A 26773-nucleotide genomic window follows, 5' to 3' on the forward strand; every position below is an offset into this window, starting at 1 on the left:
GTCGGGTCCTTAAGCTAAATTACATGCTGTGAAAGGGCGAATATGGTTGAGCTTTTGGCGCCTGCGGGCACTCCCGACGCGTTGCGGGCGGCGATAGCCGCCGGCGCCGATGCCGTTTACGTGGGACTCGGCGCGTTCAACGCGCGTGCGGCCAACGGCGGCTTCTCGCTTGTGGAGCTCTCTTCGGCGTGCGCGCTGGCGCACGCCCACGGGGCACGTGTCTACGTGACGCTCAACGTGTACGTGCGGGATGACGAGCTCGGCGATGCCGTGGCGCTCGCGGGCCGCGCGCTCGCCGCAGGCGCCGACGCCCTAATCGTCGCGGATATGGGTCTTATTACCCGTATCCGAGCCGCGGTGCCCGATGCCGAGCTGCATCTGTCCACCCAGGCAGGCGCGCAGTGCACCTCCGCCGTGGACTTTGCCGCGCGCGAGCTCGGGGTCGAGCGCGTGACGTGCGCCCGTGAGCTGTCGGTGGCCGAGTTGGCCGAGCTGTGCGCCACGGGTGTTGAAATCGAGGCGTTCTGTCACGGGGCGATTTGCATCTGCTATTCCGGGGCCTGCTCATATTCAGCTTTGATGCGGGGCCGTTCGGCAAATCGAGGCGACTGTACCCAGCCGTGTCGTCTGGCTTACGAGTTGCAGGATGGCTCGGGTGCGGTCCTTGCGGGTGGTGCCTGGGAACGTGGACGTGCGGCTGAAGAGCGGGCGATGCGCCCCGATGGCGATCGCCTGCTGTGCCCGCGCGATTACCTCGGTATCCGGCATATCGCCGAAATGCTCGAGGCGGGTGTCTCGGCATTTAAGATCGAGGGCCGCATGAAGAGCCCCGACTATGTGTACAACGTGGTTCGATGCTATCGCGAGGCGCTTGATGCCGCTTTGGCGGGTCGACCGCTCGGCGATGTCGAACTCGACGGGTTGGAGGCGTGCCTGGCACGTTCGTTCAGCCGCGGTTTCACCTCGGGATACCTCGAGGGTGGGCACGCCGCCACCGGCAGCGATCTCATGAGTGTCGAGCGCGCCATCAACCAGGGTTTGCGGGTCGGGCATGTTGTGGAACCGCGCTACGAGGGGGCGCTGGTGGCGTTCGACTGCGAAGTGACTGCCGGGGACATGCTCGAGATTCGCTCGACCCCCGGCCCCGATGCACCGGCCGACGTCCCCAAGCGCTGGCCGATCGTCCCGTGCCCGCGCGATGTGGCTTCGGGAGAGGAAGTGCTCATCCCCTGCAAGCGAAAGGTCGAGGCGGGCAGCGCCGTGCACGTGGTCCGCTCGGCGGGCACGATTTTGGAGGCCGAGGCCGCGGTGCGGGAGGTGCGCGAAGAAGAGGCCCGCCTGGTCGCCGCAGAATCCGAGGACGTGGCGTTTGATGCGTGTCCGGGTGTCCTGGGACCCGCGCCCGGCTGCGACGGTGGCCCTGTTATCGGTACGGGTGCCGATCGCGCGCTCGCCGAACCCGCGCCTGCCGAACCCGCTCGCTTCGCCCATGCTCGCCGCCGCCGAGAAAATGGTCGGGATGTGCCAGTCTGTGACAGCGCGGCAAATCGCGACCAAAAAACGCCGGAAAATGGCGAGAAAATGGTCGCGAAATGCCAGGCTGCGACAGCGTGGCGTATTTCGACCGGTTCCGATGCCCCTGCGGGCGGCGATGGTATCGATGCCCGGTCGATGAGTTGGGCAGCAAATGGGGCGGTAGGCGAACCGGGCGCGGGCGGTGCGTGCACGGGCGAACCGGGCGCGGGCGGTGCGTGCACGGGCGAATTGGGCGCGGGCGGTGCGTGCAAATCGCCTTACACCGCTGTCGACCTCGGAGAAGTTTGCCGTCTCGAGGACCTCGAGGGCGTGCGAGCCGCTTGTGAGCGCGTCGTTCGCGGAGAAGCCCCCGCCGTCGTGGTTCGCAACATCGGTCAGATTCCGACGGTTCGTGCTGCCGGTGTGCCCTGGGAGGCAGCGTCGCCGCTGCAGGTGTGGAACGCCGAGACTGCCCGCGTCCTGGTCCGTCTCGGCGCGCGTCGCGTCTGGCTCCCCGAGGAGCTCACAATGGAGGACCTCGCGTCGGTTAGGGCTCAGATGGAGGCCCCCGCGTCGGGGGACCCTGCGATGGGAGACCCCGCGTCGGAGGACCTCGCTTCGGTTCGTGTGCATTGTGCCGAGGCGGCGGGTTCCTCATCTGCGGAGTCTGCGGAGAGCCATCATGCCGCCGAGCGCCATCCGGGTGACATCGTCGACATCGCGGCGGACGGCTCGACGCCCCTCATGATCACAGAGCACTGCCTGCTCACCGCCGAGGGCCCATGTTCGAACAGCTGCCCCACCTGCGCGCGTCGCCTCGCGAGTCAGGCGGGCGATCGCTTCCTCGTCGAACTCGACCGCAAAAGCTCGGGAGCGCGCCTTGCCGTGCGTGTGGACGAGAAGGGCAGGACGCGCCTGTATCGTATGTGATGCGGCTTCGGTATGTGATGCGGCTTTGGGCTGAGCCCGGGGCAGTGGAAACCGTGGATCCCGAGGTGATTGCAGACGCTCATTCAATTCGGCTACACTTAACCAATCTGTCGTTTCTCAGCACCGCCCGTTCGCGCCATCCGGGCGCGGTCGCGGCGAGGGTGCTATGACCCTCCAGGAAAGGTGCATCTCATGTTGCCCGTAGACGAGCAAATGCGCATCATCACCTCCGGCGCTTCCAAGATCGTGCCCGAGGCCGACCTCAAGAAGAAGCTCGAGCGCGGCGTGCCGCTCAACATCAAGCTGGGCGTCGACCCCACGAGCCCGGACCTTCACCTCGGCCATGCCGTCCCGCTGCGCAAGATGCGCCAGTTCCAGGACCTCGGCCACCGCGTGACCCTCATCATCGGCAACGGCACCGCCACCATCGGCGACCCGTCCGGCAAGAACTCCACGCGCCCGCAGCTCACCCAGGAGGAGGTCGAGGCCAACGCCGCGACTTACGTCTCCCAGGCCATGAAGATCCTCGACCCCGAGAAGACGACCATCGTTCACAACGGCGACTGGATGTTCCCCATGGACCTCAAGGAGCTCCTCTCCATCGCCTCCAAGTTCACCGTCGCCCGCATTCTCGAGCGCGATGACTTCACCAAGCGCTATCAGTCCCAGACGCCCATCGCACTGCACGAGTTCCTGTACCCCATCATGCAGGCGTACGACTCGGTCAAGATCGAGGCCGACGTCGAGATGGGCGGCAGCGACCAGCTCTTCAACCTCCTCGCCGGTCGCGAGCTTATGGAGAAGATGGGCATGGAGCCGCAAATCGCGCTCACTATGCCGCTGCTCGAAGGCACCGATGGCACCCGCAAGATGTCCAAGTCCTACGGCAACTACATCGGCCTCACCGATGCGCCGGCCGATATGTTCGGCAAGACCATGTCGATTCCGGACGAGATGATCGGCAAGTACTATCGCCTGGCAAGCTCGCTCGCGCCCGCCGAGGTCGACGCCATCGATGCCGCGCTGGCCGACGGCTCCGCCAACCCCTACGAGCTCAAGCGCGCTCTTGGCCGTGATTTGGTGACCACCTATCACTCCGCCGAGGACGCCGTGGCGGCCGAGGCCGAGTTCGACCGCGTTCACAAGAATCACGACCTGCCCACCGACATCGCCGAGGTTTCCGTCGAGATCTCCGTCAATGACGAGGGCTTCGTGTACCTGCCCGCCGTGCTGCAGGCCGCCGGCCTGGTCCCGAGCGCCGGCCAGGCTCGTCGCGACATCGACGGCGGCGGTGTCAAGCTCGACGGCGAGGCCATCGCACCCAAGACCTACAACGTGGACCCCGCGGCCCTCAAACCCGGCACGGTCCTGCAGGTTGGCAAGCGCAAGTTCGCCCGCCTGGCATAAGCTCCGCCCTGTGTAAAAGGGGACGGGTGCAAATTGCACATTCAAAAGGTCGATCGGTTTTCCCGGTCGACCTTTTTCTGTGAAATGCGGCCATTCGTCTTCGGCTCCGATGGCGGGCGGGAGCAGATGACGGACGGGCTCCGATGGCGGGCGGGATCCGATGGCGGGCCGATGACGAGGCCTGGCCGGCAATCGGCTGGCCGGGCCTCTCGTGCGTTTCGATTGGGCGCGCGTGGGTACCATGGGTGAAATGTGAGCGCGCGCGAAGGGCAGGTGCCGTGGATATGGAACCCGATCTGGTCAAACTCATGCAGGCTTTGATCGATGTGGCCGAGGGTCGTGCGCCGGCGGACCTCGTGTTCGTGAATGCGCGCATCGTCGATGTGTATCGTTTGCGCGTGGCGCGCGGACAGGTTGCGGTCAAGTTCGGTTGCATCGCGGGCGTGTTGTTCGAGGGTCGCGATTGCGAGGACGCCTCCGTTCCCGCATGGGAGGCGCTGCGCGTCGTCGACTGCGAGGGCCGTTACCTCGCCCCTGGCTTCATCGATGGCCACCTGCATATCGAGAGCTCGAATATCCGCCCGGCAGAGTATGCCCGCATGGCCCTCTCCCGCGGCACCACCACCGCCATCGCCGACAGCCACGAGATCGCCAACGTGTGCGGCCTCGACGGCCTCGCGTTCATGATTGAGGACGCCTCGCGCGCGCCGCTCGACATCAGGTTCATGATGCCCTCCTGTGTCCCCGCCCTTCCCGACGAGCAGGCGGGTGCGGTCATCACTGCGGCGGATATGAGGGCCTTCATGGACGAGTATCGCGGCGCGATCTTCGGCTTGGGCGAGATGATGAACCTCCCCGGGGTCTTTGGCGCTGACGAGGAGACATGCCGCCGCATCGCGGTCGGCGCGCAGACCGTCTCCGGCCAGGTGGATGGTCACGCGCCCATGACGGCGGGCAACGACCTCAACGCCTACGTTGCGGCCGGTGTCATCGCCGACCACGAGAACACGGGGGTGGAGGAGGCGCTCGACGAGCTCTCCCGCGGCATGTACGTGATGCTCCGTGAGGGTACCTGCAGCCACGACCTCGTCAATCTCGCCCCGATCATCCTCGAGAACCCCGCGCTCGCGCGTCGCTGCTGTTTTGCGACGGACGACCGCGCACCCTCGGACGCGCTCAATATCGGCATGATCGATAACGCTTGCCGCGTGGCGGTCGAGGAGGGGATCGACCCGGTGGTCGCCATCTCCATGGCGACGCTCTCCACGGCGGACGTCTTCGGCCTCGACCACGGCACGCTGTGCGCGCAGGTCCGCCGCGGCGCGATCGCCCCGGGCAAGCGCGCCGACATCTTGCTGCTCGACGACCTCGCGTTCACCGCGCCACCGCATCGCGTGTACAGCGCGGGCGAACTCGTCGCCGAGGACGGCGCCTTTGTGGGACGCGTCGCCCCGGTTGCCTCGCGCTGCGGCCTGCTTGGGCTGGAGGGCCACCTGCGCGATACCGTCCATCTGCCCAAGCTCTCGCTCGATGTCTTTTCCTATGAATTCCGCCCCGGCGAGGCCGTTATCGACGTGCTTCCCGGCAACGCCGTCACCGGCATGGCGCATCCGGAAACGGATGAGGGTCTGCGCCGCATCATGCTCATCGAGCGTCATGGCCGCGGTGTCGCGGCGCAAGGGGTCGGCGTGGACGGCGACGGCCCTGCGGGCGCGGGACTGGCGGGAAAGCACATCGGCCAAGGCTGGGTGCGCGGTTTCACCATCACGGGCGGGGCCATCGCGAGCACCATAGGACACGATTCGCATAATGTCTGCGTGGTGGGGGACAACCCGGCGGACATGCTCGCGGCTGTCGAGGCCGTGGGACAGGGCGGCTTCGTTCTCGTACGGGACGGTGAGATCGTCGCCAAGATCGACCTGCCGCTCGGTGGTCTCATGAGTGACAAGACGGCGGAAGCAGTCGCCCGCGAGCACGACTCTTTCATGGGGGCGGCCCGCGCGATGGGCATCGAGCCTCCGCTCGATCCGATCATGGGCATGATCTTCCTGCCGCTGCCCGTCATTCCCGCCCTGCGCATCAGGCCCGAGGGCATGTTCGACGTGACCAGGTTCCAGTACGCATAGGGGTGTTGGAGGGGCCATTGGTTCCATTATCGAGCTCCGTGTCGCTTGTCGCGGCAATGGGGGGCATTGCCTCGATGGTTCCGAGCCGGTTGGCTAGGTCTAAGCTGGTGGTATACTGCGACTGTTCTGACGTCATCCGATGAGAAATGTGGTGCACGATATGACTAACGACTGTCGGGTCTCTGCGTCGTCACCCGTCGCACCGCGTTTGTGCGTCGTTGTCCCGTGCTATAACGAGGAGGATGTTCTTCCCGAGACGAGCCGGCGCCTTTCAGAGAAGCTCGACTCCCTGTTTGGGCGGGGAGCCATTTCCAAGGATAGTCGCGTCCTTTTCGTGAATGATGGGAGTCGCGATCTGACCTGGTTTTTGATTCGTACCCTGCATGATGATCCATCTTCAATGGGACTTTCTCCTAGGCAGCCTTGGTTCTCGGGAATTAGTTTCGCGCACAACGAAGGTCATCAGAACGCCCTATACGCCGGCCTCATGGAGGCTCTCGATCGAGGGTATGATTGTGCGATCTCCCTTGATGCCGATTTGCAGGATGACATCGATGCCATCGATGAGATGCTTGTCAAGCATGATGCCGGTGCGGAAATCGTGTATGGCGTTCGCTCTAATCGCGATACGGATACGGCCTTCAAGCGTGGGACCGCCGGCATGTTTTACGATTTGATGGCATGGCTCGGTGTTGAGATGGTATCTAACTGCGCCGACTATCGTCTCATGGGTCGTCGCTCTTTGGAGGCGTTGTCCCAATACACGGAGGTCAACCTGTTCCTTCGCGGCATCGTGCCCGCGCTTGGTTTCACGACTGACGTCGTGTATTACGTGAGGGCCGAGCGCTTTGCCGGCGAATCCAAATACCCGCTCAAAAAAATGGTTTCGTTTGCCCTTGAGGGCATCACCTCATTTTCCGTCAAACCCATTCGCTGGGTTACGATGCTCGGTATCGTTTCGCTCGCGGTGAGTTTCATCATGGTGGTCTATACCTTGGTTCAGGCGTTTACGGGCCATGTGGTTGCGGGCTGGTCGAGCCTGATGGTTTCGATTTGGTTCGTAGGCGGGCTTGTTATGGTGTCGCTTGGGGTTGTGGGTGAATATGTCGGGCGTATTTATCTGGAGAGCAAGGGGCGTCCGCGCTACATCATCTCCGAGACGACGGACGGGGAATTGCCGCGGGCGTGATGCGCCCACGCGCGGCGAAGTGTCGGAAAGGTCGGTGCCGTAATGGCGGAGAGCGTTGAATGCGGTGGATTCCATGTGAAGGCGCAGTCTTTGGACGGGCGTGGCGCATGGCGCTCCGATCCCATAGTCCCTCTGCTGAGCGCGATTACCGCGCTCGTTCCGATTGTCGTGCTTTGCATTTTTGAGTTCCCCTTCTACTCCATGAACCCTGATGACCAAGTTCAGGCGCTTTTTGCGAGCGGGCGATTCCTCAATGCTGACAATGCCCTGCTCATGCCCTACACCCTTGCTCCCGTGAGCGTGCCCCTGACGCTGTTGTATCGTGTTTTTCCCGCCGTCCCGTGGTACCCGCTCATGCTGCTCGTGGGTACGTTCATTTCCTTTGCGATTGCATACGACCATCTGTGGCGTGGTGGATTTCGCGATGCCTTGTGTCTCTCTCTTACGGCGGTCCTGGTTGCTCTAGAAGTGGTGACGCTTGGTTACTTCACGTATACCGTCGTTGCATTCCTGGTGATATCCGCTGGTTTCATGCTGTTGCTCCGTCACTGCGCTTTCGAACGTGACGCTCATGTTCGGGTGAGCGATGTCGCCGGTTGTGCGCTGATTATCGCCGGTTATGGCTTGAGGCCAGAGTCGGGCATGGCGGCTTTGGCGGTATTCTCGCCTTTTGCCATCTGGGTTTTTATGCGAAACCGTCGTTTGTCCTCGGTTGTGCGCGGTATCGCTGCAGTCGGCTGCATCGCCCTGACCGTTGTGTCCGGGCAGATTGCATATCGCCTTGCACCGGGTTGGCAGTCGTATCCTGCGTATCTCGATGCCGGCCGATCGGTGCTTGACTACCCTGCCCTTGATGTCGATGAGGTGCGAGAGATTGCCCCTCGGCTTTCTGAAAATGACGTTGAAGTGATGTATGACTGGGACTTTATTGATGAAGATGTTTTCGGCACTGCCTTGTTCGACCGGATTGGCGCAGCGTCGACGCGCTTCAATGCCGACAACCTTCTGGACTCCTTTGGGGCAAAGACGACATATTTGCTGTTGGCGTTCGTATGCGTCACGGGTCTCCTGGCTTGGCTTGTAGCTCGCGACCTCAATCGACGAGATGTGGGCGTGCTCGCTTTTGGAATCGTGTTCATGCTGTTTGTGGGATGCGGTGTCCTTGTCCTGCGTGCCCGTCCGCGCTTGCATGTGGTAATCCCCCTGTTCATCGTTGCGCTTTTCGCCCTCTCGACGTGTGGGTTCGCGCCGCGAGGCGCGCAACTTGGCAAACATGCGGCAACTTCGCGCGAGCGTAACGTCTTGTTCGGACGTTTTGCGACCGCTATCCCCGTATTCGTCGCCCTCGGCGCCTGCGTTGGGTGCTTTGGGTTTTTCCGCCTGACCGTTTCGCCCTTGAGCGCGCAAGCGGTTGCGCCCACTGTTGCTGCGGCGCATGAATACGTCGAGGATCATCCCGAGCAGCTCGTCGTCTGCGTTCATACGCAGAAGCTGCTCTATGGCGCCTTCAATGCACTGGAATTCGAGGAATGGGATTTCCCTCAAAACATGTTGCCCGTGGGTGGATGGGAGAGTCACACGGCTCCATGGTATTCATTCCTTGAGGCCCATGGTCTTGCTTCTGGTGATACGCTCATGGAGCTCGCACGTCGAGATGATATGGTCGCCATCGTGCAACCTCGCGCGATGGAGCTGTTGAGAACATATCTTGCTGAGCATCTTGGACGCTCGATTTCGGTTGACGTCGTCGAGGATTTGGGGCCGGGCGTTGTCGATCCCGCTTCCCACTTGCTCGTCTGCCGCTTTATTGCCGAATAGCTTGCTTTTTGACCCCGCGGCGACACTCGCTGCTGTATCTCGTTTGCTCGGGCTGGACTTTCCGATCCTTTGATGGGGGCTGCTTGCGGCGTGGTCGACTGGGTACCCTAAGGTGAAGCCGCAGGGTCGGCGCGATTGCGTCTGCCGACGCGCGGACCTGCCGATATGTTGGGAGGTCATACGTATGGCCAGCAAGATAAAACTCATCGCCTCCGATATGGACGGCACGCTCCTCGACGAAAACGGCCAGGTGCCGCCGGAGACGTTCGGCCTCATCCTCGCCCTGAGGGAGCGCGGCGTGCGTTTCGTCGCGAGCTCCGGGCGCCGGTATGATCGCCTCTGCGATTTCTTCTCTCCGGTGAAGGACCGTATGGATTTTGTCGCGTCCAACGGTGCCCAGGTCTTTGCCGATGGCGTGCAGATCGATCGCGAGGTCTACTCGCACCTTGCGATTCGCCGGCTCGCCAAGACGGTCGCCATGTTCCCCAACATGCACCTGGCGCTGTTCGACCGAACCAAGTCCTATCTTCTCGACGATGAGGACAAGTTCGTGCGCGAAGTCGATAAGGACCTGCCCAATGTCGAGCGTATCTACGAGCTGCCCTCGCCGCAGGTGAGCATCATCAAGGCGAGTATCTTCTGCGACGACGGCAACGTGATGGACAACGCCTACGTGCTCCAGCGCGAGCTCGGTGGCCTTTTCACGTTCGCCCCTTCGGGTAGTTCCTACATCGACGTCATGCAGCCAGGGATATCGAAGGCATCGGGCATCGCCCAGGTCATGGAGTATCACGGCATCGATGCGTCCGAGGTCATGGCGTTCGGCGACGCGATGAACGACTATGAGATCATCCGCTTTGTGGGGACGGGTTGTGCGATGGCGAACGGAAGGCCCGCCTTGCGCGCCGTGGCAGATCGCGTGATCGGCAGCAATGTCGAGCATGCGGTGCAGTCCGAGATGCGACGCGTCCTCGAATCCCTGTAACGGGCGAGAGCCTTCGCCCGTTCGACCGTGGATTGTACGTGGTCGGAGGCGAAATCGGATAGACTAGGAGCACTGCATCGCAATGGAGTGCGCTTCACCACAAGGTCGATTGCGCCGCCTCACATCGTTCGAAAGGACCCTCTCATGACAGAGACACCTTCCAGCCGCGTGGTCATCACCGTCCTTGGCAAGAACCGCCCCGGGATCGTCGCCGGTGTGACGCACATTCTCTCCGAGGCGAATGTGGATATTCGCGATATCACTCAGAGCATCATCGAGGATATCTTCACCATGACGCTTCTCGCGGACGTCTCCAGCGCGACGCTCGATTTCACGCAGCTCCAGGAGGAGCTTGTCTCCGCCGGTGAGACTCTCGGCGTGACGGTTGAGATGCAGCGTGAGGACGTCTTCCAGTTCATGTACCGCCTGTAGCGGCACGTGCCGCGGGATGGGTTTGCGCCATCCGTCGGCTTGCTGCGCCAGACTCGTTTAGCCCGCCCCGGCCGCGTGCCGGGGCGCTCGTCAAAGAAGGAGCCCCATGTCCTACGATGCGCATAACATTTACTATCGCTTCGACGATCACCTGAGCCGCCTCGTCCTCGACTACGAGGCGAGCCGTCGCGTGGATGGGGCGTCCGAGCGCCTGTATCACGACATTCCCTCGGAGGAATACGGCGAGGATATCTTCCGCGCCTACGACGTCAAGCGCGGCCTGCGAAATGCCGACGGGTCCGGCGTCGTTGCCGGTCTCACGCGCATCTCCGATGTCCATGGCTACAAGCGCGTCGATGGGAAAGTCGTGCCCGATGAGGGTCATCTGATCCTGCGCGGCTACGACATCGAGGACCTCATCACCAATGCGCAGGCGGAGGGCCGCTTTGGCTACGAGGAAGTCGCCTACCTGCTCATCACCGGCGAGCTCCCGACTGCCGAGGAGCTCGATGATTTCAACGGCCGCCTCGGTGCCTATCGTCACCTGTCGAGCGAATTCGTTCGTCAGTTCCCGATCACCACGGTGAGCCCCTCGATCATGAATGCGCTCCAGCGCGCCGTCCTGTTGCTGTACGCGTTTGATGCAGACCCCGACAACATCACGCCCGAGCACGAGGTCGACGTCGCGATCTCGCTGCTGTCCCGTTTGCCGCGTCTGGCTGCGTTCGCGCAGACCTTCCATAGCGCCCAGGTGAGCGGCAAGCGCGCGTCTGTCCCCATCCCCGAGGCGGGTTTTTCGACTGCCGAGGCGATCTTGCAGATCCTGCGCGGCGAGGACGGTTACACGCGTGAAGAGGCCATGCTTCTCGACGTCATGCTCATGCTTCACGCGGAGCATGGTGGCGGCAACAACTCCACCTTTGCCTGCCGCGTGCTTTCGAGTTCTGGTACGGATGCGTATTCCGCTTATGCCGCGGCGATCGGCTCGCTCAAGGGCCCGCGCCATGGCGGCGCCAACGCCAAGGTCATGGCGATGCACGAGGACATCCGCGCCAACGTTGGTGACTGGGAGAACGAGGACGAGCTGGCCGCCTATCTCGAAAAGATTCTGCGCCGTCAGGCGTTCGACGGCAGCGGCCTCATCTACGGCATGGGCCATGCGGTCTACACGCTTTCCGACCCGCGTGCGGTGCTGTGCAAGCGCTACGCCCGCGGCCTTGCGAACGCCAAGGGCCTGGGGGCGGAGTTCGAGCTTATTGAGCGCATCGAGAAGCTCGCGCCCCAGGTGATGGTCGATGTCCGCGGCACTACCAAGCCCATCTGCGCGAACATCGACTTGTACACCGGTTTCATCTACAAGATGCTTGGGATTCCCGAGGCCATGTTCACGCCGCTGTTCGCCGTCGCCCGTACCGCGGGCTGGGCTGCCCACCGCATGGAGGAGCTCATTTGCGCCCACCGCATCATCCGCCCGGCATATCGCCCGGTGCTCGAGTCTGGTGAGTACATTCCGTTGGACAAGCGCGCCAAGTGCCGCGGCTGCATCGCGGGGTAGGGGCGCGTCGCCTGACGAATTAGGGACGTGGTGCTTTTGTGCGCCCGTCCCCTTTTCTTGTCGGTGTGGTAGCATTGACAAGCTATTTTGACTTGGTCAGAAACCAAGTCACCCCTTTGTCCTGGTCGGTAACCAGGACGCGACCAGAAGAGGAGCCCTGCCATGAAGTCTGGCATCCATCCCGAGTACGTGGAGTGCACGGTGCGCTGCAGCTGCGGCAACACCTTCAAGACCCATTCCACCAAGTCCGAGATCCAGGTCGAGCTCTGCAACGAGTGCCACCCGTTCTACACCGGCCAGCAGAAGTTCGTCGACACCGGTGGACGCGTCCAGCGCTTCGCCGACAAGTTCGGTGGCGCCGCTCAGGCTGCCCTCGAGCGCGAGGCCGCCAAGAAGGCCGCCAAGCAGGCCGCTGCCGAGGAGGCCGCTGCCAAGAAGGCCGCCGAGCGCGAGGCCAAGCTCGCCGAGAAGGCCAAGCGTGCCGCTGAGTACGAGAAGAAGGCTGCCGCTGAGGCCGCCAAGAAGGCCGAGGAGGCTCCTGTCGAGGAGACCGCCGCTGAGGCCGAGGTCGAGACCGAGGCTGCTGCCGAGTAACTCGCCCGCGTATCGCTCGCGTTGAGACGAAATGCCCCGTATCAGGAGTGCCTGGTGCGGGGCGTTTTGCGTTTTGTTGCAGTAGCGGATGGGGTTGCCGAGTAGACCGCTGCGCGAGCGAGGCGTCTACCTCGTATTCTGTCGCAGTGAGCGAGCTTGATACTTCATGCTGCGCCGCCGCACTGCAACAAAACGCGGGTCGCTCGCGACGTGATGCAAAATGCACCGCCGATTCATGTGCTGTGGCGGCTTTTCGGCGTCTTGTGGGGTCGATTTTGTGAGGACGTATATCTTGCGCATAGTATGCGTTCCATTTGGCTAAAGTTTCCTTAATTGTGTCTATGCCCCATGCATAGCAGCATGCGGATGCTTCGCGTGCGTGTGCATGGGTCATCGTGAAGAGGAAACCAAATGGGATTCGTTTCTAAGCTGCTCTCCTTCGGCGCCGACAAGGATTTGAAGCGTTATCGGAAGACCGTCGATGCCATCAACGGTCTCGAGCCCAAGTACCAGGCCATGGACTCCGAGGAGCTCCAGGATCAGACGAGGGTCCTGCGCGAGCGCCTCGCAGCGGGGGAGACCCTCGACGACCTGTTGCCCGATGCTTTCGCCGTTGTGCGTGAGGCCTCTCGCCGCACGCTCGGCCTGCGCCATTTCGACGTGCAGCTCATCGGCGGAATGGCCCTGCATGACGGTATGATCTCCGAGATGAAGACGGGCGAGGGTAAGACTCTCGTCTCAACGCTTGCCGGCTATCTCAACGCGCTCGCCGGCAAGGGCGTCCATATCGTCACCGTCAACGACTATCTCGCCAAGCGCGACTCCGAGTGGATGGGCCATATCTACCGCTTCCTCAGGCTCGAGGTCGGTCTGCTGCAGAATGGCATGCCGCTCGATCAGAAGCGCCGCGCTTACGATGCCGATGTCACATACGGCACCAACTCCGAGTTCGGTTTCGACTACCTGCGTGACAACATGGTTCTGCGCGCCGGTCAGCGCGTTCAGCGCGGCCACGCATTCGCCATCGTCGACGAGGTTGACTCCATCTTGATCGATGAGGCGCGCACGCCCCTCATCATCTCCGGTGCCGGCACCAAGAGCGCCAGCACCTACAAGGACTTCGCCCGCGCCGTCCGCGGCCTCACTCAGGGCGAGGAGGCCAATTTCGACATGCTTTCCGGCGAGGCGGTCGAGGCCACCGGCGACTTCGTCATGGACGAGGCCAAGCACACCATCGCCGCCACCGAGCAGGGTCTGAAGAAGATCGAGCAGCGTCTCGGCATCGAAGATATCTACAGCGATCTGTCCGGCGCCCTCGTCAACCATCTACAGCAGGCGCTCAAAGCCCAGTACATGTTCCACCGCGACAAGCAGTACGTGGTGACCAACGGCGAGGTCAAGATCGTCGATGAGTTCACTGGCCGCATCATGGAGGGCCGTCGTTACTCCGAGGGCCTGCATCAGGCCATCGAGGCCAAAGAGGGCGTGCTGGTCCGCGAGGAGAACCAGACGCTGGCCACCATCACCCTGCAAAATTACTTCCGCCTCTACGACAAGCTTTCCGGCATGACCGGTACGGCCATTACTGAGGACGCCGAGTTCCGCGAGATCTACAACCTGCCCGTTCAGGTCATCCCCACCAACCGTCCCGTCGCCCGCGTCGATCACGACGACCTGGTGTACCGCACTATCGACGCCAAGTTCAACGCGGTCGCCGATGAGATTGAGCAGCGCCACGCTGCCGGTCAGCCTGTCTTGGTGGGCACCGTGTCCATCGAGAGCTCCGAGCGTCTGTCTCGCCTGCTCAACAAGCGCGGCATCAAGCACGAGGTCCTGAACGCCAAGTTCCATGAGCGCGAGGCTCAGATCGTCGCTCAGGCCGGCCGCCTGGGCGCCGTGACCATCGCCACCAACATGGCCGGTCGTGGTACGGACATCTTGCTCGGCGGCAATGCCGAGGAGATGACCGTCGAGGAGCTCATGGGCTTCGACTTCGGCGTGGACGCCACGGTTGTCGAGCGCATCCTGCGCGAGGCGAACTGGGAGCTCGTGGACGGCATCGAGCGCGGTGCCGAGCGCGTGGGCGAGCCCGCCGAGCGCGAGGGCTTCCCGCTCATGCTCGCCGGCCTGCAGGAGCTCGGCATCGACATCACCGCCGAGCAGCTCGCCGATATCGCCCTCAAGCGCGAGCAGATCGGCGACAAGATGACCGCCATGTGCCGTGCCGAGCACGATCGCGTTGTCGCGGCTGGCGGTTTGACTGTCATTGGCACCGAGCGCCACGAATCTCGTCGTATCGACAACCAGCTTCGCGGCCGCGCCGGCCGTCAGGGCGACGCGGGTGAGACTCAGTTCTACCTTTCGCTCGAGGACGACCTCATGCGTATGTTCGGCGGCGAGCGCATGGAGAAGATCTCCAACCTCATGATCGCCACCGAGATGGGCGACGACATGCCCATCCAGCACAAGATGATTTCCAAGGCCGTCGAGGGCGCCCAGCGCAAGGTCGAGAACATCAACTTCTCCATGCGTAAGAACGTTCTCGAGTATGACGACGTCATGAACAAGCAGCGTCAGGTCATTTACGCCGAGCGCAACAAGATCCTGGACGGCAAGGACCTCTCCGACCATATCGACGAGGTCATCGGCGACACCATCAACCGCTGTGTGACGGAGTTCTGCCCCGTCGATTCCCATGATGGCGAGCGCGACCTCGAGGGCCTGCACAAGTGGGTCGTCGAGCTCACCGGACGCCCGGACGCCCCCGCGTTCGAAGATGCGCCCTACAACGCTCTGTGCGAGCAGGTCCTCGACTTTGTGAAGCGCATGTACGACGTCAAGGCCGAGCGTCTGGGCTCCGACCTCATGTGCGAGCTCGACCGTCAGGTCATGCTGCGCGTGATCGACACGCGCTGGATGGGCTACCTGCAGGAGATGGACTACCTCAAGCAGGGCATCGGCCTGCGCGGCTTCGGCCAGCGCGATCCGCTCGTCGAGTACAAGACGGAGGCCTTCCGTGCCTTCCGCATGCTGGTTGACACCATGTACGAGGATTATCTTCGCACCGTTCTGCGCACCGAGTTCAAGGACCCGGGTGCGGTTCGCAACCGTCTTGAGGCCGAGAAGGCCCCGGCCCTGTCCGGTGTCCGCATGAGCGGCCCGGCCGAGGTCGACGGCGACACTGGCTCTTCGACCATTCAGCAGCACGCCGCCCAGCAGGCCGCCACCGCCGGTGCCGGTCATGCCCCGCAGGGTGCCGATGGCGCGACCGGTGCCACCGTGCGTACGTATCGCAAGGACGAGAGCGGCGACCCGTATGCCAACGTGGGTCGCAATGAGCCCTGTCCCTGCGGCAGCGGCAAGAAGTTCAAGAACTGCCATGGCAGGAACCGCTAATGGCCGATGAGAGCCGCAGCGCTGTAACCCCCGCCGATCTGGATGCCCTCGAGGCGCGCCTTACCGAGGTCGAGGCATATCTGCACATCGATGAGGCCCGCGGCCGCGTGGGTGAATTGGAGCAGGCGAGCGCCGCCCCTGGTTTTTGGGACGATGCCGATGCAGCTCGCGCGCACATGGCCGAACTCGCCCAGGTGAAGGGTGACGTGGCGCTTGTGGATGGCGCTCGCGAGCGTCTGTCCGACGCCCGTGCCGCCCTCGAGCTCGCCGAGGAGATGGGGGAGGAGGATGGCGCTGAGTTCGTCGCCGAGGCCGCCGAGGCCGCTGCCGAACTCACGCACTCCATCGATGAGATGGAGCTCTCCAGCTGGTTCACCGGAGAATTCGACCATGGCAGCGCGATTCTGTCCATCAAGCCCGGGCAGGGTGGCCTGGAGGCCCAGGATTGGACCTTCATGCTGTTCAAGATGTACATGAAGTACTGCGCCCGCCGCGGCTGGAAGGTCACGGTCAACGATTGCCCTGCCGCCGAAGTCATCGGTATCGACCGGGCCACCATCACGGTCGAGGGCAAGGACGCATTCGGCATGCTCCGCGCCGAGGCCGGCGTGCACCGCCTGGTGCGCATCAGCCCCACGGATGCCAAGAAGCGCCGCCAGACCACCTTCGCCGGCGTAGAGGTCATTCCCGTTCTTCCCGATGACATCCAGATCGAGGTTGCGCCCGACGACATTCGTGTGGACGTCTACCATGCGAGTGGCCCCGGTGGCCAGGGCGTCAACACCACCGACTCCGCGGTTCGCGTGACGCACATCCCCACGGGCATCGTGGTCACCTGTCAAAACGAGCGCAGCCAGATTCAGAACAAGGCCGCGTGCATGCAGATCCTGAAGGCTCGTCTCTACGAGCTCGAACTGCAGAAGCGCGAGGACACTCTCGACGAGATTCGCGGTCCCAAGACAGAGATCGGCTTTGGCAATCAGATTCGCAGCTACGTCCTGTATCCGTATCAGATGGTGAAGGACCTGCGTTGCGGCGTGGAGACGAGCAACGTCGATGGCGTGCTGGAGGATGGCGACCTGGACCCGTTCATCATCGGGTATCACCGTTGGGCAACCGAGCAGGCGGAGTAGGCATTCGGCGCGCGTACGCCTCAGTTCAATCGGCTTCAAATCGGGTGGGGCGCCATGTGCGTCCGGCCCGATTTTCTTTGACGCGGTGGAGTGCTCCCTGCTAGAATTTCGAACAATTGGCAAATAATCTGCAAGTGGGGGCACATGGCCAGGCGCATCGACATCAACCGCATCATTCAATCTCAGTTCATGCGCGACCTGCCGGTCATCATGCTCGGCTGCGCCATCGCCGCGTTCGCCACGGACGTGTTCATGATTCCAAACGGTCTCGCGGCAGGCGGACTCACCGGTCTTGCGACCATCATTGCCGAGCTCGGCCGCAGGGCCGGCATCAGCCTGCCCGTCGGTATACAGACCATCGTCATGAACGCGCTGCTGTTGCTTGTGGTGGTGCGCTCCGGTGGCCTCAAGTACGTCGTGCAGACCGTGACCGGTTTCGTGCTCTTCGGCTTCTTCACCGACCTGTTCGCGCCGTTCGTTCTGCACCTGCAGCATGAGGACATCATGCTTTCGGCGCTGTGGGGCGGCATCGTGTCGGGTATCGGTTACGGCCTGGTGTTCCGTTGCGGCGCCAACACGGGAGGGTCGGATACCATCGGCCAGATCATCGCTCGCAAGAGCTCCCTGCCCGTGGGCGCCACAGTCATGGCGATCGACGTGGCGGTGTGTGCGGCGTCGGCGCCGGTGTTCTCGGTTGCCAACGCATTGTACGCAGCCCTGTCCATGGTGCTCATGGGCTATGTGGTGGATATGGTCGTCGACGGCGGCAACACCCAGCGCGCCGCATTCATCATCTCCGACCATTTCGAGGACATCGAGCACGACATCCTGCACGCCATGGACCGCGGATGCACGCGCCTGATGGCTCAGGGTTCCTGGACCAAGAAGGACCGTCCGGTCCTGTTCTTCGTGCTTTCCCGTCGCGAGATCTCGATCATCAAGACGATCGTTTACGAGCACGATGCCGACGCGATGCTCATCATCACCGACGTGAACGAGGCCATCGGCTACGGTTTCAAGTCCGTCGGCTAGCGCGCGCCACGGACCTCAATTTAGGGACTGTCCCTAAATTGAGGTGGGGGCGCCTGCCGTGTTGCTTTGATGGTAGCGGCCCCATCTTGCTAAAATATTCAAGTCTGTAGTTCAAACGCACGACTCTAAGGAGCTCTAGTGGGTAACCACTTCCGTACGCCGAGCGAAGAGCCGGTGACGCCGCAGGTGCCGCAGGTCGGCACGCCCGCGCCGTCGCACGCCGAGCCTTCGTCCTCCGCGCAGGACCGCCTGTTCGAGCAGCCTGTCCAGCATTCCGTATTCGATGCCTCCGCACCTGCCGCCGACATTGCCTCGGCTGAGGGCTTTGCGCCCCTGCACCAGGGCGAGGCGGCCGCGGCGCCTCAGGCTGCCGCCAATCCCCTGTTCAGCGTTCCCTCGCCCGAGGATGTCCCGGCCTCGCGCCCGAACATCCCCTCGCCGATGGATCCCGCTGCGCCGGCGGGCCAGGAGGTCGCCCAGCCCGGCGTCTTCATGACGCAGGCCGGTCCCGCCTCCGGTGTCGTCACCGACGACCAGGCCGATGAGGTCGCATCCCTGGATGCGGTGCTCGCCAACAACCCCGACTTCACCACGGTGTTCGCCCCGGTCGAGGATTCCCGTGCCCGCCAGGCCCGCGAGGCCGGCGTCGAGCCCGTGATCCTCATGGAGCACGTCACCAAGGTCTACCCCGCGCAGCCCAATAAGCCCGCGCTGGACGACGTGAACCTCGAGATCTATCCCGGTGAGTTCGTCTTCCTCGTCGGTCATTCCGGTTCCGGCAAGACCACGCTGCTCAACACGATGCTTCGCAACGTCAAGCCCACAAGCGGCCGCGTGATCGTTGCGGGCCAGGACCTCATGAAGATCAAGAACCGCAAGATCCCGTTCCTCCGCCGTCAGATCGGCGCCGTGTTCCAGGACTACAAGCTCCTGCCCAACCGCACGGCTTACGAGAACGTGGCATTCGCCCTGCAGTGCATCGGCAAGCCCAAGGCCGTCATCAAGGCCCAAGTCCCCGAGGTGCTGCGTCTGGTCGGCCTGGCCGAGCAGATGGACTCCCTGCCCGATCAGCTCTCCGGTGGCGAGCAGCAGCGCGTCTCCGTTGCCCGCGCCATGGTCAACCGCCCGCCGCTGCTCATCTGCGACGAGCCCACGGGCAATCTCGACCCTGCGATTTCGCTGGGTATCATGAAGCTCCTCGAGCGCATCAACCGCACCGGCACGACCGTGATCGTGGCCACGCATGACCGCGCGATGGTCGACTCCATGCAGCGCCGCGTCATCGCCCTCGAGGGCGGCCGCGTGATCCGCGACCAGGAGAGGGGAGGCTACGGCAACTATGGCGCCTTCTAATTTCGGCTATTCCATCAAAGAGGCTTTCCGCCACTTCTTCCGCAACTGGACGACGTCCTTCGGCGCCGTCATCACCATCTTTCTGTCGCTGTTCATCATCGGCCTGTTCATCATCGGCTCCGTGCTGGTGAACTCCGCGATCGGCAACGTCGAGGACCAGGTGACCATCCAGGCTTACATCTCCGACAACGCTTCCGATGAGGACGTCGAGGATTACCGGGATGAGCTCGAGCGCATGGACAACGTCAAGAACGTCGAGTTCGTGAGCAAGGAGGACGCGCTGGAGGAGTACAGCTCCACCATCTCCGGCAACGCCGACGCGACGCTTTCCGCTCTGGACGGCCAGAACCCGCTGCCCCGCTCCTTTCGCATCGAGATGGAGGACCCGTCCCAGGTCGAGGCCATGGCCGAGAAGATCAAGGACGATTCGGGCTTCCGCAAGATCGTCGATGACGCCGATCCCGAGGTCGACGACAAAGACGCCGATGTGGCCGAGAACGTTCGTTACGGCCAGGAGGAGGTCGGTCGCCTCTTCCAGCTGACCGGCTACATCCGCGTGGCCGCTGTGGTGTTGGTTGCCCTGCTCACCTTCGTGGCGTTCATCTTCATCAACAACACCATCCGTCTGTCCATCACTGCCCGTCGTCGCGAGATCGCCATCATGCGTCTCGTCGGCGCCTCCAACGGCTTCATCCGCGGGCCCTTCATCACCGAGGGCGTTCTGCAGGCCCTGCTCGGCGCTCTGTTCTCCATCGGTGTGCTTGAGCTGTTCCGCAACCTCGTCATCCCCAAGGTTGCTGAGGGTATCAGCTGGATGAGCTTTGCCGTGCCGATGAACATCTATTTCGCGACGTACGGCTCGCTTGTGCTGCTCGGCGTGATCATCGGCCTGTTCGGCTCTGCCATCGCTATGAGGCGCTACCTCAAGGTGTAGAGCGCGAGTACCGTTCTGTCCCATCGGAAGCCCCCGGGTGTTTCCACGCAAACGTCCTCGGAGAGCGAGCTTTGCTCGCCTCCTGCGGAATGTTTGCTTTGGAAACACCCGGGGGTTTCCTGCTCTCACGGCGTTGCGTGCGGCTTGGCTTGTTGGTTTGGGTACAAGGGGCGGTAGCTTAGATTTCACCCTTTGATTGAAAGGAATGCATGGGTAGAGGTAGACATTCGAAGAACGGACGGCGCGGACCCGCTCGGTCGCGGAGGCTTCCGAGGCTGACGGGGACGGTGCGGGTGTATGACACCCGCGCTGAGGTTGAGACGGCCGAGGGCGTGTATCGCCTGGGGCCGCGCTCCATGCGTGAGGCCATGCCGGGAGATCGCGTGTATGTGAGCTTGCATCGCGGCAAGGGCGGAGCCCGTCGTGCCGTCGTGGAGCACGTGATCGATCGTGCCGTCGCGGCGATTGTGGGCGTGTTCGAGTCTGCGGGGCCGTTGGGTGCCGTGCGTCCGCTTGACGCGCGCATCAAGCAGGATTTCTTCGTGCTGCCAGCCGACGATTCCCCACGGCGTTTGGGCGTGGAGCCCGGCGACATCGTGTCCGCGCGCATCGTGGACTATCCGTCACGCACAGAGTCCGGCGTGGTGACGCTCGAGCGGCGCATCGGCGATGCCAACGAGCCGAGTCTGGGAATCGAGTGCATCATGGCCCGTTATGGGCTTGTGGACGGCTATCCGCAGGCGGCGGTCGACGAGGCGGCGTCGCTTGCGGTCGATGTCGAAGGCGCATTGGCCGATCCGCTGCGCCGTGATATCCGCGACCGCTTCGCCATAACCATCGACCCGGTGGATGCGCGCGATTTCGACGATGCCATTTCCGTCGCGCGCACGGTGCGCGGCGGTTGGATGCTCGGTGTGCACATCGCGGATGTGTCGCACTATGTGGGCTGGGAGAGCGCCATCGACCTCGAAGCGCGCCGCCGTTCGACTTCGGTGTACCTCGCCGACCGCGTGCTGCCCATGTTGCCCGAGCGTCTGTGTAACGACCTATGCTCTTTGCGGCCCGATGAGGATCGCCTTGCCTTCACGGTCGACATCGAACTCGACGCCCAGGGTCGTGTGCGGATGTACGAGCCCTATCCGAGCGTGATTCGCTCTCGCGTGCGCATGGATTACGGTGCGGCTGACGCGCTGCTAAGGGAGGGCGAGCCGGGTGGCGCCGCACTCGATGCTGCGGCACGTGGGCGCGCCGAGCTCGCCGTGGAAGCCGCTCGCGCCAACGGTGTGGACCTGCGCGCATTCCTTCGAAACGCCGATGCATTGGCCCGTGCACGTCGTGAGATCCGCCGCAAGCGGGGCTCGATCGACTTCGACACGCCGGAGGTTCATGTCCTGCTCGATGAGGCGGGCATGCCCGTCGATATCGTCACACGAGAGCGCACGGCTGCGACGAGCCTGGTCGAGGAGGCCATGCTGCTCGCCAACGAATGCGTGGCCGAGTTCCTGGCCGATCGCGATCTGGTTTCCGCCTATCGCGTTCATGAGGACCCCTCTCCCGACAGCTTGGCCTCAGCGGCCAAAACGCTCACGGAGCTCGGGGCCGTGGAGGGCGGGCTCGCTGCGGGCATCATGCTCGGAGACCCTCGCGCTATTAACGCGGCGGTCGAGGATGCGGCGGGCACGGCGTTTGCCCCACAGGTCAATGCGCTGCTCCTACGCGCTCAGCAAAGAGCCGTGTACAAATCTCATAACGAGGGTCACTACGCCCTCGGTGCTCGGGCGTACTGCCATTTCACCAGTCCGATTCGCCGATACCCCGATCTGATTGCGCATCGCGTTCTCAAGCTCGCCCTCGCCAAGCGCGAGCTCGGGAAGAAGGAGGCGGCTGCTCACGCTCCGCGACTCACGGGCAAGGGTCCGCAGGCGCTCGAGGCGATTTGTCCGCAGCTCTGCCGACAGGCGAGCGACAACGAGCGAGCGGCCGATGCGGCTGCGAACGCCTCGCAGAAGGTGAAGGTCGCGCAGTTCTATGCCGGCCGCATCGGCGAACGGGACACGGGAACCGTCTCTTGGATCTCCGACCTCGGCGCATTCGTCCGCCTCGATGCGACGGGTGCGGAGGGACTGATCCGCATGAACGCCCTGGGTAACGAATGGTGGGATTTCGACGATGTGCGTCTTGCGCTTACGGGCGATTCTACGGGGACGAAGGTTGGTCTCGGCTGCCGTGTGGTGGTGGAGGTTGCGAGCGTGAATGTCCTGCGCGGACACCTTGACCTCAAGTTGCTTCACGTGAGCGGATTGGCGTCGTAGCCGACTTTGGCTTCAACGGTGGGGCGTCGCGCCCGTCCGCTCCGTGCGCTACACTGAGATTTCGACTCTATCAAGGAGGACACCATGGAAATGCCCATTGCGGCGCATGACATCGACTATGCCGAGAACCTGCTTGCCGAGGGTGAGCTCGAGACCGCGGCCGTGTTGTTGGAGGGGCTCGCGTCTGAGGCTGGAGAGTACGCCGACACCGCATGCATCGCCACGGACGCCCGTCAGTGGTTCAGCTTCTCGAGTCCGTTCGAGTATCTTGCCTATCGCCGTGTCGAGCGCGATCCTCGCGAGCTCACGCAGGTCGAGGCGCCTTTCGATCGCCTGTATGCCGACCTGGCCTACATTTACATCCAGCGTCATGAGTACGAATCCGCGCGCGACGCCCTCAAGCAGGCCGTGCGCTGGAACCCGATGAACTGCGCGCACCGTTTGAACCTCGCCGAGGTGTTCCGAGCTCTGGGCGACACGCAGGAGTGGGCTGCGCTCTCCGCTTCCGTGCTGGACCGTGCGACCACGCCGCAGGCCCTTGCTCGCGCTTTCGCCAACCTCGGTCAGTATTTCCTTGCGGGGGAGAACCTGACTGCTGCCGAAGGCTGCCGTCGCGCCGCGATTCGCGCTTGCGATTCCGACGCCGCCGCAACCGCTCTCGCCGCGCAGCTCGATAAGGAACACCCCGAGCTCGGCGAGCTTTCGGACGAGGTCGTGAACAAGCAGCTCGAGGAGCATGGCATTGGCACCGGTGCGAACGCCGAGATCGCGGTTTGCCTTCTCATGTGTGCGACGGATGCCGCTTCCGAGGGCGATCGCAACGAGGCGACCCGCTTGACCCTGCTCGCACGTGACTTGGTGGGCGCCCCCGCATGCGAGGCGCTCATCCGCCTGATTCGCGAGTCCGATGCCGAGCTCGCCCGCGAGCGTGAGGAAGCGGCCGCCGGCAAAGGGGCCGCGTCCGCAGAGTCCGACGACGCAGCGACCGATGCCGCGCCCGCCGCGTCAGCCGGCTCCGCGTCTTCGGATTCCGTCGACTTCAAGGACGGTGAGTAGCCATGGCCGATGGATTCGCCCGCAAGCCGCGCCGGGAGAAGAAGCTGATCGCCAAGAATCGCTCCGCGCATCATGAGTATTTCATCGACGAGACGTTCGAATGCGGTCTTGAGCTCGCCGGCACCGAGGTCCGCAGTTTGCGTGAGCGCGCGTGTCAGATCACCGACTCCTTCGCCCTCATTCGAAACGGTGAGTGCTGGCTGCACAACGTGCACATTCACCCGTATTCCAACGGCTCGATCTTCAATCGCGACCCCGATCGCCGTCGCAAGTTGCTGTTGCATCGCAAGCAGATCGACTACCTCGACGGCAAGTTGCGCGTGCGCGGTGTTGCGCTTGTCCCGCTCGAGCTCTACTTCAACGAGGATGGCCGCGTGAAACTGTTGTTGGGCCTTGGACGCGGCAAGAAGCTCTACGACAAGCGCGAGGACATGGCAAAGCGCGACATGCAGCGCGAGATCGACCGCGCCCTCAAGCAACGCAGCCGGTAGTTGGCCGGGGCTGTCGAACGGGACGCCCGCGCCTATTTCGGTCGTCCTCGCCAAATCCTATAATGGAGGCAAGTGCCTTTAGAAAGGGGAGTGCCATGGCAATCGATTCAACTGCGATGTTCGCTATGAGTTACGGGGTGTACGTGGTGTCCGCCGAGGCCGACGGCCTCAAGGCGGGATGCGTGGTGAACACGGCCGTCCAGGTGACGGCCGAGCCCATCCGCATGAGCGTCGCCGTGCACAAAGACAACGTGACCGCGAGTGTGATCGCGCAAGCGGGTGCCTTCACAATCACCGCGATCGACCAGACGGCCGACATGCCCTATATCGGCAACTTCGGCTTCCGCACCAGCGACACGTATGACAAGTTCGCCAAATACGAGACTGCGGTCTCCGGGGTGGGGAGTCCGTATTGCCCCGAGCATGCATGCGCCGTGTACGGTTGCCGCTTGATCGACACGGTCGACGTGGGTACGCATTACTTGTTTGTCGGTGAGGTGGAGCAGGCCGAGCGCCTTTCGGATGAGCCCCCGCTCACGTACGCGTACTATCACAGCACGCTGAAGGGCAAGACGCCTCCCAAGGCGAGCTCATATCAGGCCGAGTAAAAAGCTCTTGCTAATAGGAAACAATTCCAGTAGCATATAGGCAACGAGAGGTTTCCGAGGTTCATTTCGTCGGCGTGTGCGGCATTTGGAACTTGGGTATACTCTGCTTACGTTCATTCGCCTGTGAAAGGAGCCATCATGGCTGACAAGACTTACAAGTTCGTTTGCGTTGTTTGCGGCTTCGAGGTCGAGGTCGACACCCCCGAGCTGCCCGAGGACTACGTTTGCCCCGTGTGCGGCGTTGGCCCGGATGAGTTCGAGGCCGTCGAGGAGTAACTCGCATTCGCCACTGCCAGGTAACTGGATCATGAAAGGGGCGTCTCTTAGGAGACGTCCCTTTTTGTGTGTCTGGTGAAGGGGCGTGGTCTTGGCCCGCCGCGATGGCGGGCGCTTGGCACGCCGCGATTGCGGGCGCTTGGCACGCCGCGATTGCGGGCAATTGGTCCGCCGCGGCAGCGGGCTCTGATGGGGCCTTGCCTACGGTAGGCGGCGCGTTTCCTATGGCGATTCGCGTTTTGCCCACGGCGCCCGCCTCTCTGCCTGCGGGGCCACCTCTTTGTCTATGGGTTTTGCCACATTGAGTTGTTGAAACGGAAGATATTCATAGGCAATTGCAGGAAGTCTACGCCGGGGTGCACTGAGAGGATGCTGGCGTGCCATGTGGGGCCGGCATGTGCGGTTGTTCTACGCGAGCGGTACGCCAGCGGTCGAGAGCAAGGAAAAGAACTTCTCCGTATCCAGGGCATCCGCGTATGAAAAGCGCAGCACGGTAATGCCAGCAAGGTTGAGGCCTGTCTCCCTCATGCGTTCGCGTCTCATGGCTTTGATTGCGGAGCGAAGATTCTCGTCAGGGGATTTGCGTGGGTTTCCGTGGGACTTGAGATACTTTTCGAATCCGTCTAGCTCTCCAACAATTGCGCGGCCGTCTTCGAGCAGCCAATAGTAATCAACGCGTTTGTATGTGCCGGGGTCGAGGGGGTCTTCGATTTCAACTTGTAAATCGGGTTCTGCAAACCCCCAGCTCAAGAATAATTGCGCGCACGACAGATTCGCCACCGTTCTCGCTTCTGCCGTCTGCATGCATTAGGGTCGTATGTGCCTGACGAGACCCGTGGCGATACCGTGTATGCTGCTCGAAATAGTCGATGAACGTTTCTCGAGAAACGAGATGGTTGTGGAGCGCGGAATCGACGATGGCGAGGCCAAATCGAAAGTCTGTTGCACATAGGCATTCGAATATGGTGGCCGAAATATTCGTGCACGGCACGCCATCCGATATTGTCGTGATCGGGTCATGGAGGATATGCGAATGTATGGTCGGCTCGGCCTTTCGCCAGTTCCGCCCTTTTGCGATCGCGATGTGTGTCGCATCGAGCAAGGTGTGGGGAACTTGGAGGCCATGCGCAATGGCTGCCGAGTACAGGCAGAACGTCCAGTCGGGGTGCAACTTGTGAATCGCCTTGATTCGGGCGCGTTCCCGAACTCTAGGGTTCATGCGCTCATATTCTTTTTTGAGGGAGAAGGCGCCCGGAATCGGCTCAATGGCCACCCCTCTTGCGACGAGGAGCTTCAAGCTTTTCCGCTCCGATGGTGTATGTACGATGAGCAGGTGGTTTCGCTTTGAAGCACAGGACAGCTGTCGCCTGAGGTTCTCGTTGACGTTCATGGCTCTCCTCTCATGCCCCTTTCCCATTGGGGAGACCATAGAGGAATTTATATCTGCCATGTATTTCGACTTGTCTAACAGGAATCTGACCGCGCTGATGTATGCGGGTGGCGTTCTCCATATGCCTCCGTGAGCGTTCGAAATAATCGGCGAGCGGTATGCCGATGGGGGTTCTGCATGCGTTGGGACGCAGTTTCTGTTTTTCGACGATCGGATGATTTGTCCGTAAGCCCTACGTTTC

General features: G+C 62.6%; 20 protein-coding genes. 19 read left to right on the top strand and 1 reads right to left on the bottom strand.

Annotated elements, in window-relative coordinates; all coding sequences use genetic code 11:
- The first annotated feature begins 42 nt into the window (after nucleotides 1-42).
- The 19 genes from FY258_RS02215 to FY258_RS02305 all read left to right on the top strand — a co-directional run bounded on the left by FY258_RS02215 (nucleotide 43) and on the right by FY258_RS02305 (nucleotide 25142).
- Complete coding sequence (locus FY258_RS02215) at nucleotides 43-2445, top strand: U32 family peptidase (RefSeq protein WP_118102742.1); 2403 nt, start codon at nucleotides 43-45, stop codon at nucleotides 2443-2445.
- 192 nt (nucleotides 2446-2637) lie between these two features.
- Nucleotides 2638-3852 carry a tyrosine--tRNA ligase gene (gene tyrS / locus FY258_RS02220; protein ID WP_182279373.1) on the top strand — a complete coding sequence of 405 codons (1215 nt, stop codon included), beginning with the start codon at nucleotides 2638-2640 and terminating at the stop codon, nucleotides 3850-3852.
- Nucleotides 3853-4136: 284 nt separating this feature from the next.
- On the top strand, nucleotides 4137-5978 hold the full coding sequence (locus FY258_RS02225) for an adenine deaminase (RefSeq protein ID WP_118102744.1): 1842 nt from the start codon (nucleotides 4137-4139) through the stop codon (nucleotides 5976-5978).
- A 160-nt stretch (nucleotides 5979-6138) separates the two neighbouring features.
- Nucleotides 6139-7167 (top strand): glycosyltransferase family 2 protein, encoded by a 1029-nt coding sequence (locus FY258_RS02230; protein ID WP_118103964.1) that lies wholly within the window; start codon nucleotides 6139-6141, stop codon nucleotides 7165-7167.
- Nucleotides 7168-7209: 42 nt separating this feature from the next.
- A complete protein-coding gene (locus tag FY258_RS02235) occupies nucleotides 7210-8985 on the top strand; it encodes a hypothetical protein (protein ID WP_118102746.1) in 1776 nt (591 codons plus the stop codon).
- A 184-nt stretch (nucleotides 8986-9169) separates the two neighbouring features.
- On the top strand, nucleotides 9170-9970 hold the full coding sequence (locus FY258_RS02240; protein ID WP_118102748.1) for a Cof-type HAD-IIB family hydrolase: 801 nt from the start codon (nucleotides 9170-9172) through the stop codon (nucleotides 9968-9970).
- Nucleotides 9971-10114: 144 nt separating this feature from the next.
- Complete coding sequence (locus tag FY258_RS02245) at nucleotides 10115-10402, top strand: ACT domain-containing protein (protein ID WP_118102750.1); 288 nt, start codon at nucleotides 10115-10117, stop codon at nucleotides 10400-10402.
- A 106-nt stretch (nucleotides 10403-10508) separates the two neighbouring features.
- The gene (locus FY258_RS02250; RefSeq protein WP_118102752.1) at nucleotides 10509-11957 is read left to right on the top strand and encodes a citrate synthase; all 1449 of its coding nucleotides are present in this window, start codon (nucleotides 10509-10511) and stop codon (nucleotides 11955-11957) included.
- Nucleotides 11958-12119: 162 nt separating this feature from the next.
- Entirely contained in the window at nucleotides 12120-12551 is a 432-nt protein-coding gene (gene rpmE / locus FY258_RS02255) for a 50S ribosomal protein L31 (protein ID WP_006723011.1), read from the top strand.
- A 411-nt stretch (nucleotides 12552-12962) separates the two neighbouring features.
- Nucleotides 12963-15947 (top strand): preprotein translocase subunit SecA, encoded by a 2985-nt coding sequence (gene secA / locus FY258_RS02260; protein WP_118102754.1) that lies wholly within the window; start codon nucleotides 12963-12965, stop codon nucleotides 15945-15947.
- On the top strand, nucleotides 15947-17080 hold the full coding sequence (gene prfB / locus FY258_RS02265) for a peptide chain release factor 2 (protein WP_118102756.1): 1134 nt from the start codon (nucleotides 15947-15949) through the stop codon (nucleotides 17078-17080). The genes secA and prfB overlap by 1 nt, the downstream gene beginning before the upstream one ends.
- Before the next feature lie 144 nt (nucleotides 17081-17224).
- Entirely contained in the window at nucleotides 17225-18112 is an 888-nt protein-coding gene (locus FY258_RS02270) for a YitT family protein (protein ID WP_118102758.1), read from the top strand.
- 138 nt (nucleotides 18113-18250) lie between these two features.
- Nucleotides 18251-19465, top strand: coding sequence for a cell division ATP-binding protein FtsE (ftsE, locus tag FY258_RS02275; protein WP_118102760.1), 1215 nt, complete (start codon nucleotides 18251-18253; stop codon nucleotides 19463-19465).
- Nucleotides 19452-20399: a permease-like cell division protein FtsX gene (gene ftsX / locus FY258_RS02280; RefSeq protein ID WP_118102762.1), complete on the top strand. Its 948-nt coding sequence runs from the start codon at nucleotides 19452-19454 to the stop codon at nucleotides 20397-20399. The genes ftsE and ftsX overlap by 14 nt, the downstream gene beginning before the upstream one ends.
- Before the next feature lie 293 nt (nucleotides 20400-20692).
- The gene (locus FY258_RS02285; RefSeq protein ID WP_259324404.1) at nucleotides 20693-22711 is read left to right on the top strand and encodes a ribonuclease R family protein; all 2019 of its coding nucleotides are present in this window, start codon (nucleotides 20693-20695) and stop codon (nucleotides 22709-22711) included.
- An 84-nt stretch (nucleotides 22712-22795) separates the two neighbouring features.
- Nucleotides 22796-23767 (top strand): tetratricopeptide repeat protein, encoded by a 972-nt coding sequence (locus FY258_RS02290; RefSeq protein WP_118102766.1) that lies wholly within the window; start codon nucleotides 22796-22798, stop codon nucleotides 23765-23767.
- Between the two features lie 2 nt (nucleotides 23768-23769).
- Complete coding sequence (smpB, locus tag FY258_RS02295) at nucleotides 23770-24258, top strand: SsrA-binding protein SmpB (RefSeq protein ID WP_118102768.1); 489 nt, start codon at nucleotides 23770-23772, stop codon at nucleotides 24256-24258.
- A 95-nt stretch (nucleotides 24259-24353) separates the two neighbouring features.
- On the top strand, nucleotides 24354-24866 hold the full coding sequence (locus tag FY258_RS02300) for a flavin reductase family protein (RefSeq protein ID WP_182279375.1): 513 nt from the start codon (nucleotides 24354-24356) through the stop codon (nucleotides 24864-24866).
- Nucleotides 24867-25004: 138 nt separating this feature from the next.
- A complete protein-coding gene (locus FY258_RS02305; RefSeq protein WP_006723000.1) occupies nucleotides 25005-25142 on the top strand; it encodes a rubredoxin-like domain-containing protein in 138 nt (45 codons plus the stop codon).
- A 712-nt stretch (nucleotides 25143-25854) separates the two neighbouring features.
- On the opposite strand, the gene FY258_RS02310 is transcribed toward FY258_RS02305, so the two are convergent.
- Nucleotides 25855-26532: a hypothetical protein gene (locus tag FY258_RS02310; protein WP_147350711.1), complete on the bottom strand. Its 678-nt coding sequence runs from the start codon at nucleotides 26530-26532 to the stop codon at nucleotides 25855-25857.
- Nucleotides 26533-26773: the final 241 nt, after the last annotated feature.

Source organism: Collinsella intestinalis, assembly GCF_902364775.2.
Classification (GTDB): Bacteria; Actinomycetota; Coriobacteriia; order Coriobacteriales; family Coriobacteriaceae; genus Collinsella.